The 16,688-nt window shown below is 60.7% G+C and carries 13 protein-coding genes; 9 read left to right on the top strand and 4 right to left on the bottom strand.

All coding sequences use genetic code 11. From position 1 onward, the window contains the following. Nucleotides 1-37 precede the first annotated feature (37 nt). Complete coding sequence (locus QTL94_RS24920) at nucleotides 38-1,960, top strand: BTAD domain-containing putative transcriptional regulator (RefSeq protein WP_289803374.1); 1,923 nt, start codon at nucleotides 38-40, stop codon at nucleotides 1,958-1,960. A 29-nt stretch (nucleotides 1,961-1,989) separates the two neighbouring features. After that, nucleotides 1,990-2,916 (top strand): cation diffusion facilitator family transporter, encoded by a 927-nt coding sequence (locus tag QTL94_RS24915; RefSeq protein WP_289803373.1) that lies wholly within the window; start codon nucleotides 1,990-1,992, stop codon nucleotides 2,914-2,916. Nucleotides 2,917-2,970: 54 nt separating this feature from the next. Here the strand turns inward: QTL94_RS24915 and QTL94_RS24910 are convergent, their stop codons facing one another. Continuing rightward, entirely contained in the window at nucleotides 2,971-3,186 is a 216-nt protein-coding gene (locus QTL94_RS24910) for a DUF1127 domain-containing protein (RefSeq protein ID WP_354666077.1), read from the bottom strand. Between the two features lie 94 nt (nucleotides 3,187-3,280). Here QTL94_RS24910 and QTL94_RS24905 point away from each other — a divergent pair, with 94 nt between their 5' ends. Further along, the gene (locus QTL94_RS24905; protein WP_289803372.1) at nucleotides 3,281-4,156 is read left to right on the top strand and encodes a LysR family transcriptional regulator; all 876 of its coding nucleotides are present in this window, start codon (nucleotides 3,281-3,283) and stop codon (nucleotides 4,154-4,156) included. A gap of 26 nt (nucleotides 4,157-4,182) precedes the next feature. Here QTL94_RS24905 and QTL94_RS24900 read toward each other — a convergent pair whose 3' ends face one another. Then, on the bottom strand, nucleotides 4,183-4,659 hold the full coding sequence (locus tag QTL94_RS24900) for a MarR family winged helix-turn-helix transcriptional regulator (protein WP_289803371.1): 477 nt from the start codon (nucleotides 4,657-4,659) through the stop codon (nucleotides 4,183-4,185). A gap of 115 nt (nucleotides 4,660-4,774) precedes the next feature. Here QTL94_RS24900 and QTL94_RS24895 point away from each other — a divergent pair, with 115 nt between their 5' ends. From QTL94_RS24895 to QTL94_RS24885, 3 genes are all read left to right on the top strand, one after another. After that, entirely contained in the window at nucleotides 4,775-5,197 is a 423-nt protein-coding gene (locus QTL94_RS24895) for an organic hydroperoxide resistance protein (RefSeq protein WP_065689817.1), read from the top strand. Between the two features lie 104 nt (nucleotides 5,198-5,301). Further along, nucleotides 5,302-5,685, top strand: coding sequence for an MbcA/ParS/Xre antitoxin family protein (locus QTL94_RS24890; RefSeq protein ID WP_113523291.1), 384 nt, complete (start codon nucleotides 5,302-5,304; stop codon nucleotides 5,683-5,685). Beyond that, nucleotides 5,645-6,400, top strand: a complete 756-nt coding sequence (locus QTL94_RS24885; RefSeq protein ID WP_289803370.1) for an RES family NAD+ phosphorylase — start codon at nucleotides 5,645-5,647, stop codon at nucleotides 6,398-6,400. Before QTL94_RS24890 ends, QTL94_RS24885 begins: the two co-directional genes overlap by 41 nt. Before the next feature lie 39 nt (nucleotides 6,401-6,439). On the opposite strand, the gene QTL94_RS24880 is transcribed toward QTL94_RS24885, so the two are convergent. Together QTL94_RS24880 and QTL94_RS24875 are read right to left on the bottom strand one after the other, a co-directional pair. Further along, nucleotides 6,440-7,075, bottom strand: a complete 636-nt coding sequence (locus tag QTL94_RS24880) for a hypothetical protein (protein WP_289803369.1) — start codon at nucleotides 7,073-7,075, stop codon at nucleotides 6,440-6,442. Between the two features lie 306 nt (nucleotides 7,076-7,381). Beyond that, nucleotides 7,382-7,828, bottom strand: a complete 447-nt coding sequence (locus QTL94_RS24875; protein WP_289803368.1) for a MarR family winged helix-turn-helix transcriptional regulator — start codon at nucleotides 7,826-7,828, stop codon at nucleotides 7,382-7,384. Nucleotides 7,829-7,912: 84 nt separating this feature from the next. On the opposite strand from QTL94_RS24875, the gene QTL94_RS24870 reads away from it, so the two are divergent. The 3 genes from QTL94_RS24870 to QTL94_RS24860 form a co-directional block, all read left to right on the top strand. Next, complete coding sequence (locus QTL94_RS24870) at nucleotides 7,913-8,641, top strand: DUF899 domain-containing protein (protein ID WP_289803367.1); 729 nt, start codon at nucleotides 7,913-7,915, stop codon at nucleotides 8,639-8,641. Nucleotides 8,642-8,768: 127 nt separating this feature from the next. Then, nucleotides 8,769-9,548, top strand: a complete 780-nt coding sequence (locus QTL94_RS24865; RefSeq protein WP_289803366.1) for a VOC family protein — start codon at nucleotides 8,769-8,771, stop codon at nucleotides 9,546-9,548. Between the two features lie 357 nt (nucleotides 9,549-9,905). Beyond that, on the top strand, nucleotides 9,906-16,688 hold a 6,783-nt coding region (locus QTL94_RS24860), incomplete at its 3' end, for a VCBS domain-containing protein (RefSeq protein WP_289803365.1).

Here is a 16,688-nt window from a genome sequence, read left to right as displayed (position 1 = left end):
ATAGTAAATGCTAAATTAGAAATTGCACGGGGAAGCGATGCGGTTCACGCTGCGCCTGCATGGTCAATTCCAGCTTCTCTCCCCCGCGGGCGAGAATATTGTGATCGCGTCGCGCAAGCATCAGGCGCTGATCGCGATGCTCGCGCTCTCGAACGGGAAGCCGATTTCACGTTCGAAGCTCGCAGGCCTGCTGTGGGCCGAACGCACGGAGGAGCATGCCCGCAACAGCCTTCGCCAGGCATTCTTCACCATCCGCCATGCGGTCGATGGCCATGGCGTTTCGCCCTTTGTTTTCGACAGTGCATCGGGCTGGGCAAGGCGCGATGCTGTTGCGACCGACATCCACACGCTCGTCGAAAGCGCCGGCGCCGGACGTCTGCCGTCAGCGCTCGATGCATTCGACGGAGAGTTTCTGGAGGGACTGGTGTTCCACGACGAAACACTGGAGGCATGGCTGGTGATCGAGCGGAGCCGGCACCACAACTTGCTGGTCGATTGCCTGGCAGGCCTCGCGGACAAGCTGGAGAGGGCCGGTGACGTCGAGCAGGCTTGTCTTGCCGCACGATGCCTCCTGCGGCGCGATCCCTATCATGAGCCGTCCCATCGGACGATCCTGCGCTATCATCAGACGCGCGGTGAACGCGCCCGTGCCATCAAGCACTATGAGAGCCTGAAGGCACTGCTGGATGCCAATCTTGGTGTCGCTCCGGATCAGGAAACGCAGCAGCTGATCGATCGAATTCGCGAGCCACGGCCGCTGCCGCCGGAAGTGGCCAACGGCAAACCGCGGATTGCGATCCTACCCATCAGAAGCCTCTCTCACGATCGCGATGACAAGCTCACCGCCGAGACATTGACCCGCAAGCTGATCGGCGAACTCGGCCTGTTTTCTCCGCTTTCGGTAATTGCCGCCGCGACGATGCTGGCGCTGGACGCCCGCCATGAGACGGTCGAGGATATCGGCCAGCGGGTCGGCGCCGACTATGTCCTGGAGACCGCGGTTCAGGGGCAGGGCGAGACAGGATGGGCGCTGGCGCAGTTGATCTCCGTACAAAGCGGCACGCAGATATGGAGCCGCAAATACACGGGAGAAAATCTGGAATCTGCTGCCGGCCAGGACCGGCTCGTGCGCAAGATCAGCGGCAATCTCTATCACATCCTGATGCGACACGCGGCGGCCAGTTCGGCCATGGAGCCGGAGGGCGGCATCGGCACCGAGAAGCTCTACCTGCAGGTTTTCCACCACGTTGAGCGGCCGACGTTGAAAGGCATGATCCGCGCCCGACGGCTCTGCGAACGCCTTCTGGCGATCGATCCCAACCACGTGCTCGTACGCGAAAGCCTTGCCTGGATAAATTTCCATTCCTGCTTCAACGGCTGGCTCGATGATCCTGATCGCGGTTTCAGGGAGGCGCACGAAATCGTGCTGGCAGGCTTGGCGCTGGATGATCACGAACCTTACCTGCTGAGCGCCTTTGGCCTTGCCGAAACCTACCTCGGAAACGCCCGTGCCGGTCTCGATGCACTGAGGAGGGCGGTGGACCTCAATCCCAACGATGCGGAGTTTCACACCTGGCTTGGCATCGGCCTGACTTTTTCCGGGGCAATCGACGAGGCGCATCTGGCGTTCGACCAGGCCGATCAGGTCAGCCCCGACTATCATCCGATCTTCTTGTTTCGGGCCGATGCCCACTATACCTCCGGCAACTACGAGGATGCGATCACCTGCCTTGACCGGTTCCTGACCGTGCTGCCCGAATATAACTGGGGACGCCTGCTGAGAGGGGCGTGCTATCAGGCACTGGACAGTGCGGCGATGGCGCGACGCGACGTGGCGCATGTCCGGGCAAACGCGCTGCTGCTCAACGGTCGATATCTCGACCAGTTGCTGCAAGCCCGCACCGCATCCTTCCGGCAAGGTTTGTGGCAGAAGCTGGAGGCCGCGGGTTTTCCCGGGTGAAATGAAATCCTGCGGAATCGGGGAATGACATGCAGAACGAGCAGGGTGTCCTTCGGATCTCCATCATTGCGACCGTGCTGGTAGCGGGTTTCGGGATCGCCTTCGGTATCCTGTCGCGATCGTCGTCGATAACATTCGACGGCGTCTATGCGCTGGCGGATGCCGGAATGACCGTATTGGCACTGTCCGTTTCCTCGCTGATCGCGAAATCGGCCCAGAACGATGCGCTATCCAGGCGGCTCGGCAACCGCTTTACGATGGGCTTCTGGCATCTCGAACCGATGGTCCTCGGCATGCAAGGCACGCTGCTCTTTGCTGTCGCAATCTATGCGCTGATCAATGCGATCATCAGCATATTGAACGGTGGGCATCATCTCGAATTCGGCTTTGCCATTGTCTATGCGGTCGTCACCCTTGTCGCCTGCGTGGCGATGGCGGCCTTCGGAACGCGCGCAAATCGCCGGCTGCAGTCGGACTTCGTGGCGCTCGACGTTCGCTCGTGGATCATGTCGGGCGGAATTACCGTAGCACTCCTGTTGGCCTTTTTGATCGGCTATGCGGCCGATCAGGCCGGGCACGAATGGCTGTCTCCCTATATCGATCCCGTGGCGCTGGCGATCGTCAGCCTCGTCATCATTCCGATGCCGATCGGAACCATGCGGCAGGCGCTGGCGGACGTGCTGCTGATCGCTCCCGCCGATCTCAAGGCGCATGTCGATCAGGTCGCCGGCGACGTGGTGTCGAGGTTGGGGTTTCTCTCCTACCGTGCCTACGTCGCGAAGGTAGGGCGGGCGATACAGGTGGAGCTCTACTTCATCGCGCCGCAGAACTGGCCCGCCAAGAGCCTGGAGGAGTGGGACCACATTCGTGACGAGATCGGCGAGGCGATCGGAGGCGAGAGCAGCGATCGCTGGTTGACAATCGCCTTTACCACCGATCCCGAATGGGCCGAGTAGTCGACCTGGCTTCAGCCAGTATTCGGCGTCGGTGATCCATAGCGCAACGCTGCGTCATCCCCAGAAGGCAGACTTCGCAGCTTCCTTCCTAGCTTCCGAAGGGGAGAGGCCGATATCGTCCAGCTGGTCGCGCGTGAGTTCCGAGAGTATGGCGCGGCTGCGGCGTTTCTCGGTGATGTTCGCAATCATGTTGAGTACCCGGCGGATGCTCTTCAGAAGCATTTCAAGCCGGCTCGCGTCCCTCTCGTCGGCTGCCGTTTCCATTGTCATGTCTTCAGTCTCCATCGCCTTTTCCCGACAATGCGCTGGAAGTCTGCCTTAATGAAGCTTATGGATCTTATGCAAAGTATAAGGGAAAATTTGTATGGCGTTCGGCTTCGACCAGCTTCAGACCTTTATTCATGTCGCCGATCTGGGAAGCTTCACGGCAGCCGCCGACAAGGCGGGCGTGACGCAACCTGCCGTGAGCCTCCAGATCAAGCTGCTGGAGCAGCGGCTCGGCGTCCGCCTGATCGAGCGGGTCGGCAGACGTGCGCAGCCGACTGTGGCAGGCATGGATTTCCTGGTTTACGCGCGGCGGATCATGCAGGAACTGGCTTCTGCGGAGGAGGCCATGACGCCGCACAAGAGCGGCCAGACCGGCCGCGTGCGCATCGGCAGCGGCGGAACCGCCTCGGCCCATCTGCTGCCCATGGCAATCAAGATGGCCAAGGCCCGAATGCCTGGATTGGAGATCATTGTCCGCATCGGCAATACCGACGAAGTGCTGCGCGATCTGGAAGCGAATACCCTCGATCTCGCGGTGGTGACGCTGCCGGCTTCAGGACGATCGTTTGAGATCGAGGAATTCTGCGATGACGAACTCGTGGCGGTGGCGTCGCATGGTTCATCGTTTCCCGAGGGTGGGCCGGATGCGTCCTTCGTCAACGAGCAGATGCTGTTGCTATACGACGGAGGCAATACGCGGCGGAGCATCGATGAATGGATGGGCTCTGCCGGTCTCGTGGCGAGGCCGGCCATGGAGTTCGGCAGTGTCGAGGCGATCAAGGAACTGGTGGCAGCAGGGCTTGGCTGGTCGATCCTGCCTGCCATGGCCCTGAAGCGCGACCGTGCAGGTTTCCTCGAAATTTCGCCGGTTAATCCGCCGCTCGTGCGCAAGCTCGGCATGGTCATCCGCCGCGACAAGCATCTGAGCCGGGGGCTGCGCGAGATGATGAAGGCACTCCGCGAGGTCGGCTGAGGCAGGCAACGCGCGCGAGGGCTCACCTACACCGCGGAGGTGAGGTTTGCCCGCAGGCCCTGCAGCATTTCGCGGATCGTCACCATTTCATCGAGCGTGCACCCTGCTGCTTGGCCGATCGAGGCCATGATGGTGTCGACGTCGCCTCTCATCGCATCGCCCTTGGCGGTCAGCGAGACAATGACCTGCCGTTCGTCCCTCGGATCGCGCGTCCGTGTAATGAGACCGTTCTGCTCGAGACGTTTCAGCAGGGGCGAGAGCGTCCCTGAATCGAGATCCAGCTGCTCGCCGATGATCTTGACCGGCAACTCCGATTTCTCCCACAGCACCAGCATCACCAGATATTGAGGGTAGGTGAGGCCGACCTTGTCGAGGATCGGCTTGTAGGCGCGCGTGAAGGCATGTGCCGTCGAATAGACCGCGAAGCAGAGCTGCCGTTCGAGCCGTTTTTCCTCTTCGGGAATTTCCATTGTCTTAGCCGTCTGCGTTTTCATTGCCGTCATTCCTTACACCTGCATTCTCCGCCTTTCGGTTTCTGAATGCAATTTGCAAAATTAACTTGCGCACAATTTAATTGTGCATTATACAAAATCCAACCCCAACGCAAAGGAGACTGACATGCCTATCCTCTACACGACCAAAGCTTCCGCCACCGGTGGCCGCGCAGGCCGCGCCGTTTCCGAAAACGGCGTTCTCGATGTCACGCTGACGGTTCCGAAGGAACTCGGCGGCGACGGCGCCACCGGCACCAACCCCGAACAACTCTTTGCAGCCGGTTACTCGGCATGTTTCCTCGGTGCGCTGAAATTTGTCGCCGCCAAGGAAAAGGTCAAGATTCCTGAAGACACCACCGTCAGCGCCACCGTCGGCATCGGCCCGCGCGAAGATGGCGGCGGCTTCGGCATCGAGGTTGCCCTGACCGTCAACATCCCTGGTCTCGACAAGCCGACCGCCGAAAAGCTCGCCGCGGCCGCCCACATCGTCTGCCCCTATAGCCACGCCATGCGCACATCGACCGAAGTTCCGGTCACCGTCGCCTGAGACACAATCCCATAGGCTGAAGAAAAAGAGCGCCGCGCAGATGCGTGGCGCTCTTTTCATGTGAAATAAAATCGCTATATTCTTTCCAGTGAAAGGATGTGGTTATGGTCGTCGCAAATCAGAGCGCCGGTGCGCGCCCCTCGGAAGCCGCCGTCATTACCAAGGCGGCCGTCAATGCTGCAGATCGTCTCGGCATCAGCGCCCGTACGCTGTCTGCGGTTCTCGGCCTGTCGGAAGCGACCGTCTCGCGGATGAAGCGGCAGGATTACCTTCTCGATCGCGGTTCCAAATCCTTCGAACTTGCCATTCTTCTCGTTCGCCTCTTCCGCTCGCTCGATGCGATCGTCGGCGGCGACGAAGCCGTGGCCCGGCAATGGCTGCGAAACGCAAACACGGCCTTTGGCGCCACGCCGCTTGAAAAGATCGTCAGTATCTCAGGATTGACCGATGTCATTGCCTATCTGGACGCCCGCCGCGCTATCGTCTGAGCTGCGCGCCGCTTCCGGGCGTTTCTGGCGGCTGGTGGAGGCGCAGCACCAGATCTCGACGTTGAAGATCGTCGATACGCTCGAGGAGCAGGCGCTCCTCGAAACACTCCTTGAGGAAAGCAAGCCGGCGCTGCCGCCCGAATGCATCGGGCTCGACTACCTGCTGGCCACCCCCTTCCGCTACGGCGCGGTCTATCCGCACGGTTCGCGTTTTCGCCGGGCAGGGCGCACGCTCGGCGTCTTCTACGCCTCGGAGAAGGTCGAAACGGCGCTGGCGGAGATGGCATTCTATCGCCTGTTGTTCTTTGCCGATTCACCGGCGACGCCGCTTCCCGCCAATGCCGCCGAATACACCGCCTTTGCCGCGTCGATCGAAGCGAGTGCCGCTCTCGACCTGACCCTCCCGCCGCTGGATCAGGACCGCGCCGTCTGGACCAACCTTCTGCGCTACGAGCCCTGCCAGTCGCTGGCCGACTCCGCGCGCGAGGCTGGCTGCCAGGCAATTCTCTATGAATCCGTCCGGGATCCGCAGCACGGCAGGAACATCGCGCTGCTGACCGCGGCCGCCTTTGCCGCGCGCGAACCGGTCGAGCGCCAGACTTGGCGCATTCGACTGTCGGCAGCCGGTGTGCAGGCGCTGTGCGATTTCCCGAAGATCAGGATCGGCTTCGCACGCGCGGATTTTGCAGACGATCTACGCATCGTGTCCGGCTAGGGTGCCCCAGCAGCGCGCCATCAAGCGGCAATCCAAGCGCTAACCGCAGCTAAATTGGAGACCCAGACGCGGTTCGACGGAGGTTCCTGCGGCAACGAACCTGAGTTCGTTGCCTCGTCCCTCGCTTGTCGCTACCAGCCCGAACTTTCCAAGGTATCTAAGGCCGGCATAGTATCTTGAGGGGGGTGGAGAGCTTGGCACAGCGCCGCCAGGTTTGTTTGCCGGGACGTATTCGAAAAGGCGTGGCGCTCCGGGATCGATATCTTCGTCAGCGGCGTCTGCTCCAAAGAACGACAGGCGTCGCGCAAGTGGAGTCCGTTTGGGAATATTGCCCTTGTCACAAGGGGTGGAATAAACGCCTTCTCCAGGCTGAAAGAAGTGCAATCGGTAGCCAGTTCCGAAGTAGTACGTGTCTCCGTCGTCGCTGACGTAGACCACCATTCCCGAATTGTAAGGCTTCTTCCAAATTTCAATCCACTCGCTGGATTGCGTTGGCCAAAATGCGCCGAATTTTCTAAGTGTCAGCCGCTCTTTCATACCCAGACCCCATGCCATGCTGTAGGTCAGTTCGTAACCGACAGGCTCAAGCCGGACTGTGATCGAGCGCGACATCGCCACATGCCAAACAGTATAGGCGAAGCAGATTATCCCTATGATAAGAAAAATACGCCGCATCGTCTCTCCTGGAGTTGATCAGTTGGCACAATCTTGGTCGTAATCTGCCGCTTGTGTACTTGCTGATATTGACCGTCGAACGGCCGCAATCGGCGGCGATTTCCAGAATTTGCAGACGTGCACGAAGAGTGCTCCCCTCCGTTTGTTCCGGCGGCAATAGAACATGAGGTGGCACCGCCCAACATCAATGAACCCTGGATGTGGTTAATACCTGTGCGAGCGGAATGGATCTTCCATCAATCGCCTCTGTCCTCCTAACGGCTGCTCCAGCAGGCCGTTTCAGATTTAAGCCTGACGAAGCACTGTCTAGGCAAGGGCCAGCAGGTCATGCCGCAGCCTGTGGCCGTTGCCGTCGGGCAGGGCGTCTTCGAGCGCCTTGTGGGTGCTCTCCCAGATCGGTACGGCCACAGCCAGCACGGCCTTGCCCTCCGCCGTCAGGCTGAGAAGCCGTCCACGCCGATCTCTCGGATTGGTCTTGATGTCGACCCAACCCTTGCGCTGCAGCGGTTTCAAGGCAGCGGTCAGTGTCGTCTGGTCCATGGCGAGCAGCTTGGCGACCGGCCCCATCGGTGGCGGTTCTGGCCGGTTGAGTGACATCATCAGCGAGAACTGGCCATTGGTCAGGCCGACAGGCCGCAACGCCTCATCGAAAAGGCGCGCCAGCGCCCGCGCTGCCCGCTGAGCATGCAGGCACAGGCAGGTGTCGCGTACCAGAAGGGTGGTTGCAAAGGGAATCTCGACCGCGTTTGACATGCTAAATTTCTATTGATATCAATATATATAGTCAAGGAAAAGGAGAATGGACCATCCCGGTCGCGCCGGAGGAGGGCGCAAGCGATGCAGAACCAGGTCGTTTCCCGTGAAGAATGGCTCGAAGCCCGCCGGGCGTTGCTTCTCAAGGAGAAGGAGGCAACCCACCTCAGAGACGAGGTCAACGCCGAGCGCATGGCTTTGCCCTGGGTGAAGGTCGACAAGGACTACGCCTTCGATACCCCGGCAGGCAGGAAGAGCCTGTCTGATCTGTTCGATGGTCGCAGCCAGCTGCTGGTCTACCATTTCATGCTCGGGCCGGAATGGAAGGCAGGCTGTCCCGGCTGTTCCTTCCTCTCCGATCACGTCGACGGCACGCTACCGCATCTCAACAATCACGACGTCACCTGGGTTGCCGTGTCGCGCGCACCTCTCGAGCGGATTGAAGCCTACAAGAAGCGGATGGGCTGGCAATTTCCCTGGGCGTCGTCCTTCGGTTCCGACTTCAATTACGACTATCACGTCTCGTTCACCCCTGAGGATCTCGCGAGAGACAAGGTCGTCTACAATTTTACGGCCATCGAGCCGGCCAATGCCAACGACGAGCTGCCCGGCATGAGCGCCTTCTACAAGAACGAGAAGGGCGAGGTGTTCCACACCTATTCGAGTTATGCCCGAGGCTTGGAGGAAATGGTCGGGACGTTGATGATCCTCGACCGCGCGCCCAAAGGCCGCAACGAGGAGGGGACAATGGATTTCATCAAGCGCCACGACGAGTACGCGCCGGCGCAACAGGCGTCATCGCACTGCCACTGAGTGATGTGACGATGTTGCCGCCTTGCCATTTCAACGCCGTGGCGCATTTGGCAGGGATGGGCGGCCGGCCACCGGCTGCCTCAGACTGATCGAGAACTGAACGCATGGGCGTGAAAGGGAGATCACGATGTCCGCAACGCATGGAAAGTTCATCTGGTGTGAATTGATGACACCGGACACAGGTGCCGCCGTGGATTTCTACGGCAAGGTCGTCGGCTGGACGACAACGGAAATGAGCGTACCGGGTATGCCGCCGTATACGATCTTCGAGGCAAACGGTGTCGGCGTGGCTGGGCTGATGGAGTTTCCCGCCGAGCTGGAAGGCAAGGGCATTCCGCCGAACTGGACCGGCTACGTGGCGGTCGATGACGTCGACCAGTCGGCAAAGGATTTCGCCGCAAACGGCGGCTCCGTGCGCCGCCCTCCGGAAGACATTCCGACCGTTGGGCGTTTCGCGGTGGTGGCCGATCCGCATGGCGCGGTCATCTGCATCATGACGCCTGCGCCGATGGACAACCCGCCGCCGGAAGCGCCAATGGGGTCCCCCGGCCAAGTCGGTTGGCACGAGCTTTATGCCGGCAACGGCGAAGAAGCGTTCGCGTTCTATTCGAAGCTATTCGGCTGGACCAAGGACCACGACTTCGACATGGGCGCCATGGGCGTCTACCACATCTTCGCCGAACATGGCACGCAGGCCGGCGGCATCATGACGAAGCCACCGACGGTGCCGATGCCCGCCTGGTGCTATTATTTCAACGTTCCGGCCATCGATTCCGCGATCGATCGCGTCAAGACAGGGGGCGGCACCGTGCTGAACGGCCCCATGGAGGTGCCCGGCGGCAGCTGGATCATTCAGGCATCGGACCCGCAGGGCGCGTTTTTCTGTCTCGTGGCTCCAAAACGCTAGCGCCCGACCCGGCGCACTCGTTAACGGTTGAGGGACGCCGACAGAGGCGTCCCGACTCACTGCATCAGCCGGTATTGCGCATCGATGCGGATTGCCTTTTCCCCATCTATTCGTTGCAAAAACAGGGGCGAATCGCCTTCGCGCAACTTCTCGTTCAAACGGGCGAGAAAGCCGTATTGCATTCATTTTATTAGAATTTTAGCGTTCTTTTTGGTGGTTTGGTTGCCAATGCGGTTAACCGTTCCTGAATATTTTTGGGTGGGTGCATAACCGGCTATATCGGCGGGGTTTCGGGCATATTGCATTTAAAACACCGGCGTAATTGATTGGCCCCAGTTTCACTTTGGGGTATTTTGTATGTCTATCGAAGATCAGCGCATTTCGGCAGTTGACGGTGAACATGTCTCGAACGAGGTCATTTCCGGTATTCATGACGATGCAGCGCTTCAGGCTTCCGCCGCTCAGGGCGTAGAGGTCGCGCAGGCAGACGACGGCCAGCAGGCAGGCAAGACGGATCGCGTTCCGGCCGCTCCCGAGGCTCAAGCCGCCGCACATGCCACCGAAGTGGTTCCGGATCAGAATAACATCGCCCACCTGCCGGCCGGCGCGTCGATCGACGATATCCGGGTCGAAGGACACAACCTCGTTCTCGTTCAGGCTGACGGCACGGAAATCGTCATCGTCAACGGTGCGCTCCACGTTCCGACCTTCCTGCTCGGCGAAGTCGAGCTGCCGCAGCAGGCCGTGATCGCGGCGCTCGAGCAGAGCAAGATCAACGTTGCGGCCGGTCCGGATGGTTCCTATTCCGCCAGCTCCTCGCCATCGAGCTCCGGCGCGCAGTTCCAGGACGGCATTAACCCCGGCGCCCGCACGCCGATCGATATGGCGCGCCTTCTCGCCGACACGCAGCAGCCTGACAACACGCCCGGTGGAGACCGCGAGTTGTTCAACGGCGTGCCCCATATTACCTCGACCACCCTGCTCACAATCACGGAAACGGAAGGCAGCGAAGGCGGCTTCGATCCGCAGACCGTCAGGGGCAGGTTCGGCTTCGATGCCGGCTCGGATCGCGGCGTCATCACCAGCATCAAGCTTGCCGATTCGCTCGATATGGCCGAGGGAACGCAGAACGGCAGCCACCTCGATCTGAAGTCGGATGGCCAAAACGTCGTCATCACTGTCAACGGCCTGACGATCACGGGTACCGCCGGCGGCATTCCGGTGTTCCTCCTCACCGTTACCAATCCCACGACCGGTGCCTTCACCTTCACGCAGCTCGGACCGCTCGATCATCCTGACAAGGGAGACACCGGCGCGGATGACGTACTGCGTCTGCAGTTCAGCTACACGGTCACGGACAAGAGCGGCGACAAGGTAACCGGCATCGGCTCGATCGATATTCTCGACGATGGCCCGAGCCTCGGCGAAGGCGTTGGCCCTTCGGCCGTAAGCGAAGCCGCGATTCATAATGAGGGCGGCGCGAGCACGACCTCCGGCCTTGGCGTCGATTGGGGCGCTGACAACGGCGAACACCGCGATCTGAAGTTCGGTGACATCCAGGAGCAGCTGAGCGGCCTGTCTCACCACGATGTACCACTCACCTACCAAGTGACCGATGGCGGCCACACGCTGACTGCTTATGCAGGTGAGACCCCGGTTTTCATCGTCACGTTGGACCCGCAGGCATCCAACGGCTCGTACACCTTCACGCTTCTTCAAAGCATCGATCACATCGGCGAATCGAATGACAAGCAGGTCGATCTGACCTTCAATTTTGCCGCCAGCGATGCTGACGGCGACACCGTCACCGGTTCGTTCACCGTCATCGTCAACGATGACACGCCGACGATCGATGCCACACCGCAGGCCGTAAACCTGCTGTCCAACGGCGACTTCTCCGGCGGCGACACCAGCTGGACGCAGCATTCCGACTGGGGCGGCCCGCAGGGCGGCTCGGCAACGGGCGGTATCGGCTGGCACATCGAAGGTACGAACGACCCGGTTCAGCTGGAGCGCGTCGAGAGCGGCTATCGCGGCATCTCCTCTACGAACGGCAACCCGATGGTCGATCTCGGCGCCTCGCCGGGCGAGACCACCATCTCGCAGGACATCAGCGGCCTGACGAAGGGTCAGCAGCTGACCCTGACGTTCGAAATCGGTTCGCCGGAGCCGAATTCGGCAGGTCTCCAAGTCTATTGGAATGGCGCGCTCGTCGGCACCTACTCGCCGGATGACGGTCAGGTGATGGACAAGATCACGATCACCGGCCTGACGTCGTCGGGCGGGGTCGACACGCTGACCTTCAAGGAAATCGGCAGCGATGCCAACGGCCATGCCATTGATAACACCGGTACCTACCTCGCAAACGTCAGCCTGACGGAGACGGGCGCCAGCGACGTGCCGGTCTTTACCGCCACGGCTGGCGAAGACAGCGAACACTTCTCCTTCCATTTCACCGAAGGCAGCGACTTCTCCTTCGGCGCCGATGGTGCAGGAAGCGTTACGCTGGGTTCCGCGACCGTAGCGACGGCCGGCGGCATCGCCCTCACGCTGGATTCGAAGCTTTATCACTACGATAGTGAGGCCGGCGCGATCATCATCAATCAGGGATCGTTCGAATCGCTGAATGCCGGCGAAATCGCGACGGTTACCATTCCGGTGACGGTCACCGACAGCGATGGCGACAGCACGACGACCGTCTACCAGATCCAGATCATCGGCGCCAACGACGTCGCTTCGATCAGCGGCGACGCTGCAGGGGCCGTTGTCGAGGATGGCGTTCAGCAGGCAAGCGGCACGCTGTTGGTAAAGGACGTCGATCACGGCGAGGCGCACTTCCAGAGCCCGTCTTCGCTCGATGGCGCTTACGGCAAGTTTACCTTCGATACGACCAGCGGCCAGTGGACCTACACGCTGAACAATGCTCTTGCTCAGTCACTGGGCGGGACGGACGTCGTTCAGGAAACCCTGACGGTCAAGTCCGCCGACGGCACTGCCTCGCAGACGATCACGGTGACGGTCACCGGCACCAACGACGTACCTGTGATTTCGGGCACCGCGACGGGCTCGGTCAAGGAAGACGTCGAGATCAACGTTCAGCAGCATACGCTGAACACCAGCGGTGCTCTGACCATCGTCGATGTCGATGCCGGCGAGAGCCAGTTCCAGGTGCAGTCGAACACGAAGGGGGCCTATGGCACCTTCAGCATCGACAGCAAGGGCAACTGGACCTACACCGCCGACAATGACCAGGATGCGATCCAGCAGCTTGGTGCGAACAAGTCGCTCACCGAGACCTTCACCGTTACCTCCGCCGACGGCACTGCCACGCAGGTGATTACCGTCACGATCAACGGCACCAACGACGTGCCCGTGATTTCGGGCGCCACGACAGGTTCGGTCCAGGAAGACGTCAATGTCAGCGCCCAGCACACGCTTGTCGCGACCGGTGCTCTGGGCATCACCGACGTTGATACCGGCGAAAGCCAGTTCAAGGCGCAGACGAACACCAAGGGCAGCTACGGCAGCTTCAGCATCGACAGCAACGGAAACTGGACCTACACGGCCAACAACGACCTAGATGCGATCCAGAAGCTCGGCGCGGACAAGTCGCTGACCGAGACGTTCAAGGTCACGTCCGCAGACGGCTCCGCCACGCAGACGATCACCGTCACGATCAACGGCACCAACGACGTACCTTCCATCTCCGGCGACAAGACCGGCTGGGTCAAGGAAGACAACGTCGGCTTCTTTCAGCATACGCTTGTTGCCAAGGGTGATCTCGATATCAACGACCGCGACACTGGCGAGAGCCAGTTCAAGGCACAGTCGAACACGAAGGGTGCCTACGGCAGCTTCAGCATCGACAGCAACGGCAAGTGGACCTACACGGCCAACAACGACCAGGATGCGATCCAGCAGCTCGGCGCGAACGATACGCTGACCGAGACGTTCAAGGTTACGTCAGCCGACGGCACTGCCTCGCAGACGATCACCGTGACGATCTACGGTACCAACGATGTACCCTTTATCTCCGGCGACAAGTGGGGTTGGGTCCAGGAAGACGTCAAGGTCAGCGGTCAGAACACGCTCGTTGCCAAGGGCGACCTCGATATCTTCGATCGCGATACCGGCGAAAGCCAGTTCCAGACGCAGACGAACACGAAGGGCAGCTACGGCACTTTCAGCATCGACAGCAACGGCAACTGGACCTACACGGCCAACAACGACCAGAAGGCGATCCAGCAGCTTGGCGCGTATGACACGCTGACGGAGACGTTCAAGGTCACCTCCGCTGACGGCTCTGCAACGCAGACCATCACGGTGACGATCGTCGGCACCAACGACGTGCCTGTGATCTCGGGTGCGACGACGGGTTCGGTTCAGGAGGACGTCGGCGTCATCGGCCAGAACCTTGTTGCTAAGGGCATTCTTGGCATTGTCGATGTCGATGCCGGCGAGAGCCAGTTCAAGGCGCAGACGAATACGAAGGGCGTATACGGCAGCTTCAGCATCGACAGCAACGGCAACTGGACCTACACGGCCAACAACGGTCAGACAGCGATCCAGCAGCTTGGCGCGAAAGACACGCTGACCGAGACCTTCAAGGTCACGTCGGCTGACGGCACCGCCAGCCAGACGATTACCGTAACGATCAAGGGCACCAACGACGTGCCTGCGATCTCCGGCGACAAGACCGGTTGGGTCCAGGAAGACTTCAAGGTCAGCGGCCAGCACACGCTTGTCGCGAAGGGTGACCTCGATATCAGCGATCGTGACACCGGCGAGAGCCAGTTCAAGGCACAGACGAACACGAAGGGCAGCTACGGCAGCTTCAGCATCGACAGCAACGGCAACTGGACCTACACGGCCGACAACGACCAGAAGGCGATCCAGGAGCTCGGCGCGAGCAAGTCGCTGACGGAGACCTTCACGGTTACCTCCGCCGACGGCTCCGCCACGCAGACGGTCACCGTGACGATCTACGGCACCAACGACGTGCCAGTCATTTCCGGCGCGACGACTGGTTCGGTCCAGGAAGACGTCGGCGTCATCGGCCAGAACCTCGTTGCTAAGGGCATTCTTGGTATCGTCGATGTCGACGCCGGCGAGAGCCAGTTCAAGGCGCAGACGAACACGAAGGGCAGCTACGGCAGCTTCAGCATCGACAGCAACGGTAACTGGACCTACACGGCCGACAACAGCCAGAGCGCGATCCAGAAGCTCGGCGCCGACAAGTCGCTGACGGAGACGTTCAAGGTCACCTCCGCCGACGGCTCCGCGAGCCAGACGATCACTGTCACGATCAAGGGCACCAACGACCTACCTGTCATCTCCGGCGACAAGACGGGTTCCGTCCAGGAAGACGTCAACGTTAGCAACCAGCACACGCTTGTCGCGAAGGGTGACCTCGATATCAGCGATCGCGACACTGGCGAGAGCCAATTCCAGGCACAGACGAACACGAAGGGCAGCTACGGCACCTTCAGCATCGACAGCAACGGCAACTGGACCTACACGGCCGACAACGATCAGGCTGCGATCCAGCAGCTGGGCGCGAAAGACACGCTGACGGAGAAGTTCACGGTCACAACCGCGGATGGCACGACCACGCAGGTCACCGTAACGATCAACGGCACCAACGATGCACCTGTGATCACCTCGAATGGTGGCGCCGATACGGTCAGTCTGACGATCGCGGAGAATTCCTCCATTGTGACCGCGGTGACCGCAACCGACGTGGACGGTCCGACCAAGACCTACAGCCTCAGCGGCGCCGATGCCACGCTGTTCAACATCGACGCTTCGGGCAACCTCACCTTCAAGAATGCGCCGAACTTCGAAGCGCCGGCCGACGCTAATCATGACAACGTCTATAGCGTTGTCGTGAAGGTTTCCGACGGGTCGCTGAGTGACTCGCAGACGATCAATGTGAAGGTCACCGACGTCAGCGAGGCACCCACTGCCGCCAACGACCAGGCGAGCGTGATCGAGAACAAGTCTGTCGTCGGCACCAATGTGCTGGCCAACGATACCGACCCGGATGCCGGCGACAAGCTCGTCGTCAGCGGCATCAAGGGCGCGAACGGCACGACCGCTGCCGTCGATGCGGCCGGCACGACCAGCCACGGCCAGTATGGCGACCTCGTAATCAAGGCGGACGGCAGCTACAGCTACACCGCCAACGGAATTGCCGCGCAGCTGCTGACCAAGGGCCAGCAGGTCGATGACGTCTTCTCCTACACGATCAAGGATACTTCGGGCGAAGTCTCGACCGCGACGATCACCATCCATGTGACCGGCGACAACAATATCCCGCTGGTTGGTGTGATCTCCGCTATCAACAACGTCGACGAACTGGCCGACGCCAGCGCGCAGGCCGTCCATGTGACCGGTCAGCTGATGGTGGCCGATTTCGATATCGGCGATGTCGAAACGGCATCCGTCACGGGTGCGACCGCGGTCTGGTCCGGCGGCACGCTCGATCCTGCGCTGCTTTCGGCGCTGACCAACAATGCAGCGCTGACCTTCGGATCTGCGCCGGTATCGAACGGTCTCTCGTTCATCGACTGGAAGTACGAGCCGGGTGCGCAGAACCTCGATTTCCTGGCAAAGGGCCAGACGCTTACCGTCACCTATATGGTGCAGGTGAGCGACGGCACGTCCGCGACACCGACGGCCATCACCGTCGTCATCCACGGCACCAATGATGCGCCTGTTGCTCCGCCGGTGACGCTTGACGCGATTGCCGAAGACAGCGGTGCGCATCTGATCACCCAGGCTCAGCTTCTGGCTGGCGCGACGGATGTCGATGGCGACAAGCTTTCGGTCAGCGGCGTTTCGGCTTCGTCGGGCACGCTGGTCGACAACCACGACGGCACCTGGACTTTCACGCCGGCTGCCAACGACGACACGTCCGTCAGCTTCAGCTACACGGTGTCCGACGGCACGACGACGGTTGCCGGCAGTGCAACGCTCGACATCACGCCGGTCAATGATGCGCCTGTTGCTCCGCCGGTGACGCTTGAGGCGATTGCCGAAGACAGCGGTGCGCATCTGATCACCCAGGCTCAGCTTCTGGCTGGTGCGACGGATGTCGATGGCGACAAGCTTTCGGTCAGCGGCGTTTCGGCTTCGTCT

The organism is Rhizobium sp. S96, from assembly GCF_030382195.1.
GTDB lineage: Bacteria > Pseudomonadota > Alphaproteobacteria > Rhizobiales > Rhizobiaceae > Rhizobium.
This window is presented reverse-complemented; position numbering and strand designations above follow the sequence as displayed.

What these genes read in the sequence shown, in the direction of transcription:
- QTL94_RS24920 (WP_289803374.1), top strand. Translation starts at nt 38, where the DNA reads ATGCGGTTCACGCTGCGCCTGCATGGTCAATTCCAGCTTCTCTCCCCC.
- QTL94_RS24915 (WP_289803373.1), top strand. Translation starts at nt 1,990, where the DNA reads ATGCAGAACGAGCAGGGTGTCCTTCGGATCTCCATCATTGCGACCGTG.
- QTL94_RS24910 (WP_354666077.1), bottom strand. Translation starts at nt 3,186, where the DNA reads ATGACAATGGAAACGGCAGCCGACGAGAGGGACGCGAGCCGGCTTGAA.
- QTL94_RS24905 (WP_289803372.1), top strand. Translation starts at nt 3,281, where the DNA reads ATGGCGTTCGGCTTCGACCAGCTTCAGACCTTTATTCATGTCGCCGAT.
- QTL94_RS24900 (WP_289803371.1), bottom strand. Translation starts at nt 4,659, where the DNA reads ATGACGGCAATGAAAACGCAGACGGCTAAGACAATGGAAATTCCCGAA.
- QTL94_RS24895 (WP_065689817.1), top strand. Translation starts at nt 4,775, where the DNA reads ATGCCTATCCTCTACACGACCAAAGCTTCCGCCACCGGTGGCCGCGCA.
- QTL94_RS24890 (WP_113523291.1), top strand. Translation starts at nt 5,302, where the DNA reads ATGGTCGTCGCAAATCAGAGCGCCGGTGCGCGCCCCTCGGAAGCCGCC.
- QTL94_RS24885 (WP_289803370.1), top strand. Translation starts at nt 5,645, where the DNA reads ATGTCATTGCCTATCTGGACGCCCGCCGCGCTATCGTCTGAGCTGCGC.
- QTL94_RS24880 (WP_289803369.1), bottom strand. Translation starts at nt 7,075, where the DNA reads ATGCGGCGTATTTTTCTTATCATAGGGATAATCTGCTTCGCCTATACT.
- QTL94_RS24875 (WP_289803368.1), bottom strand. Translation starts at nt 7,828, where the DNA reads ATGTCAAACGCGGTCGAGATTCCCTTTGCAACCACCCTTCTGGTACGC.
- QTL94_RS24870 (WP_289803367.1), top strand. Translation starts at nt 7,913, where the DNA reads ATGCAGAACCAGGTCGTTTCCCGTGAAGAATGGCTCGAAGCCCGCCGG.
- QTL94_RS24865 (WP_289803366.1), top strand. Translation starts at nt 8,769, where the DNA reads ATGTCCGCAACGCATGGAAAGTTCATCTGGTGTGAATTGATGACACCG.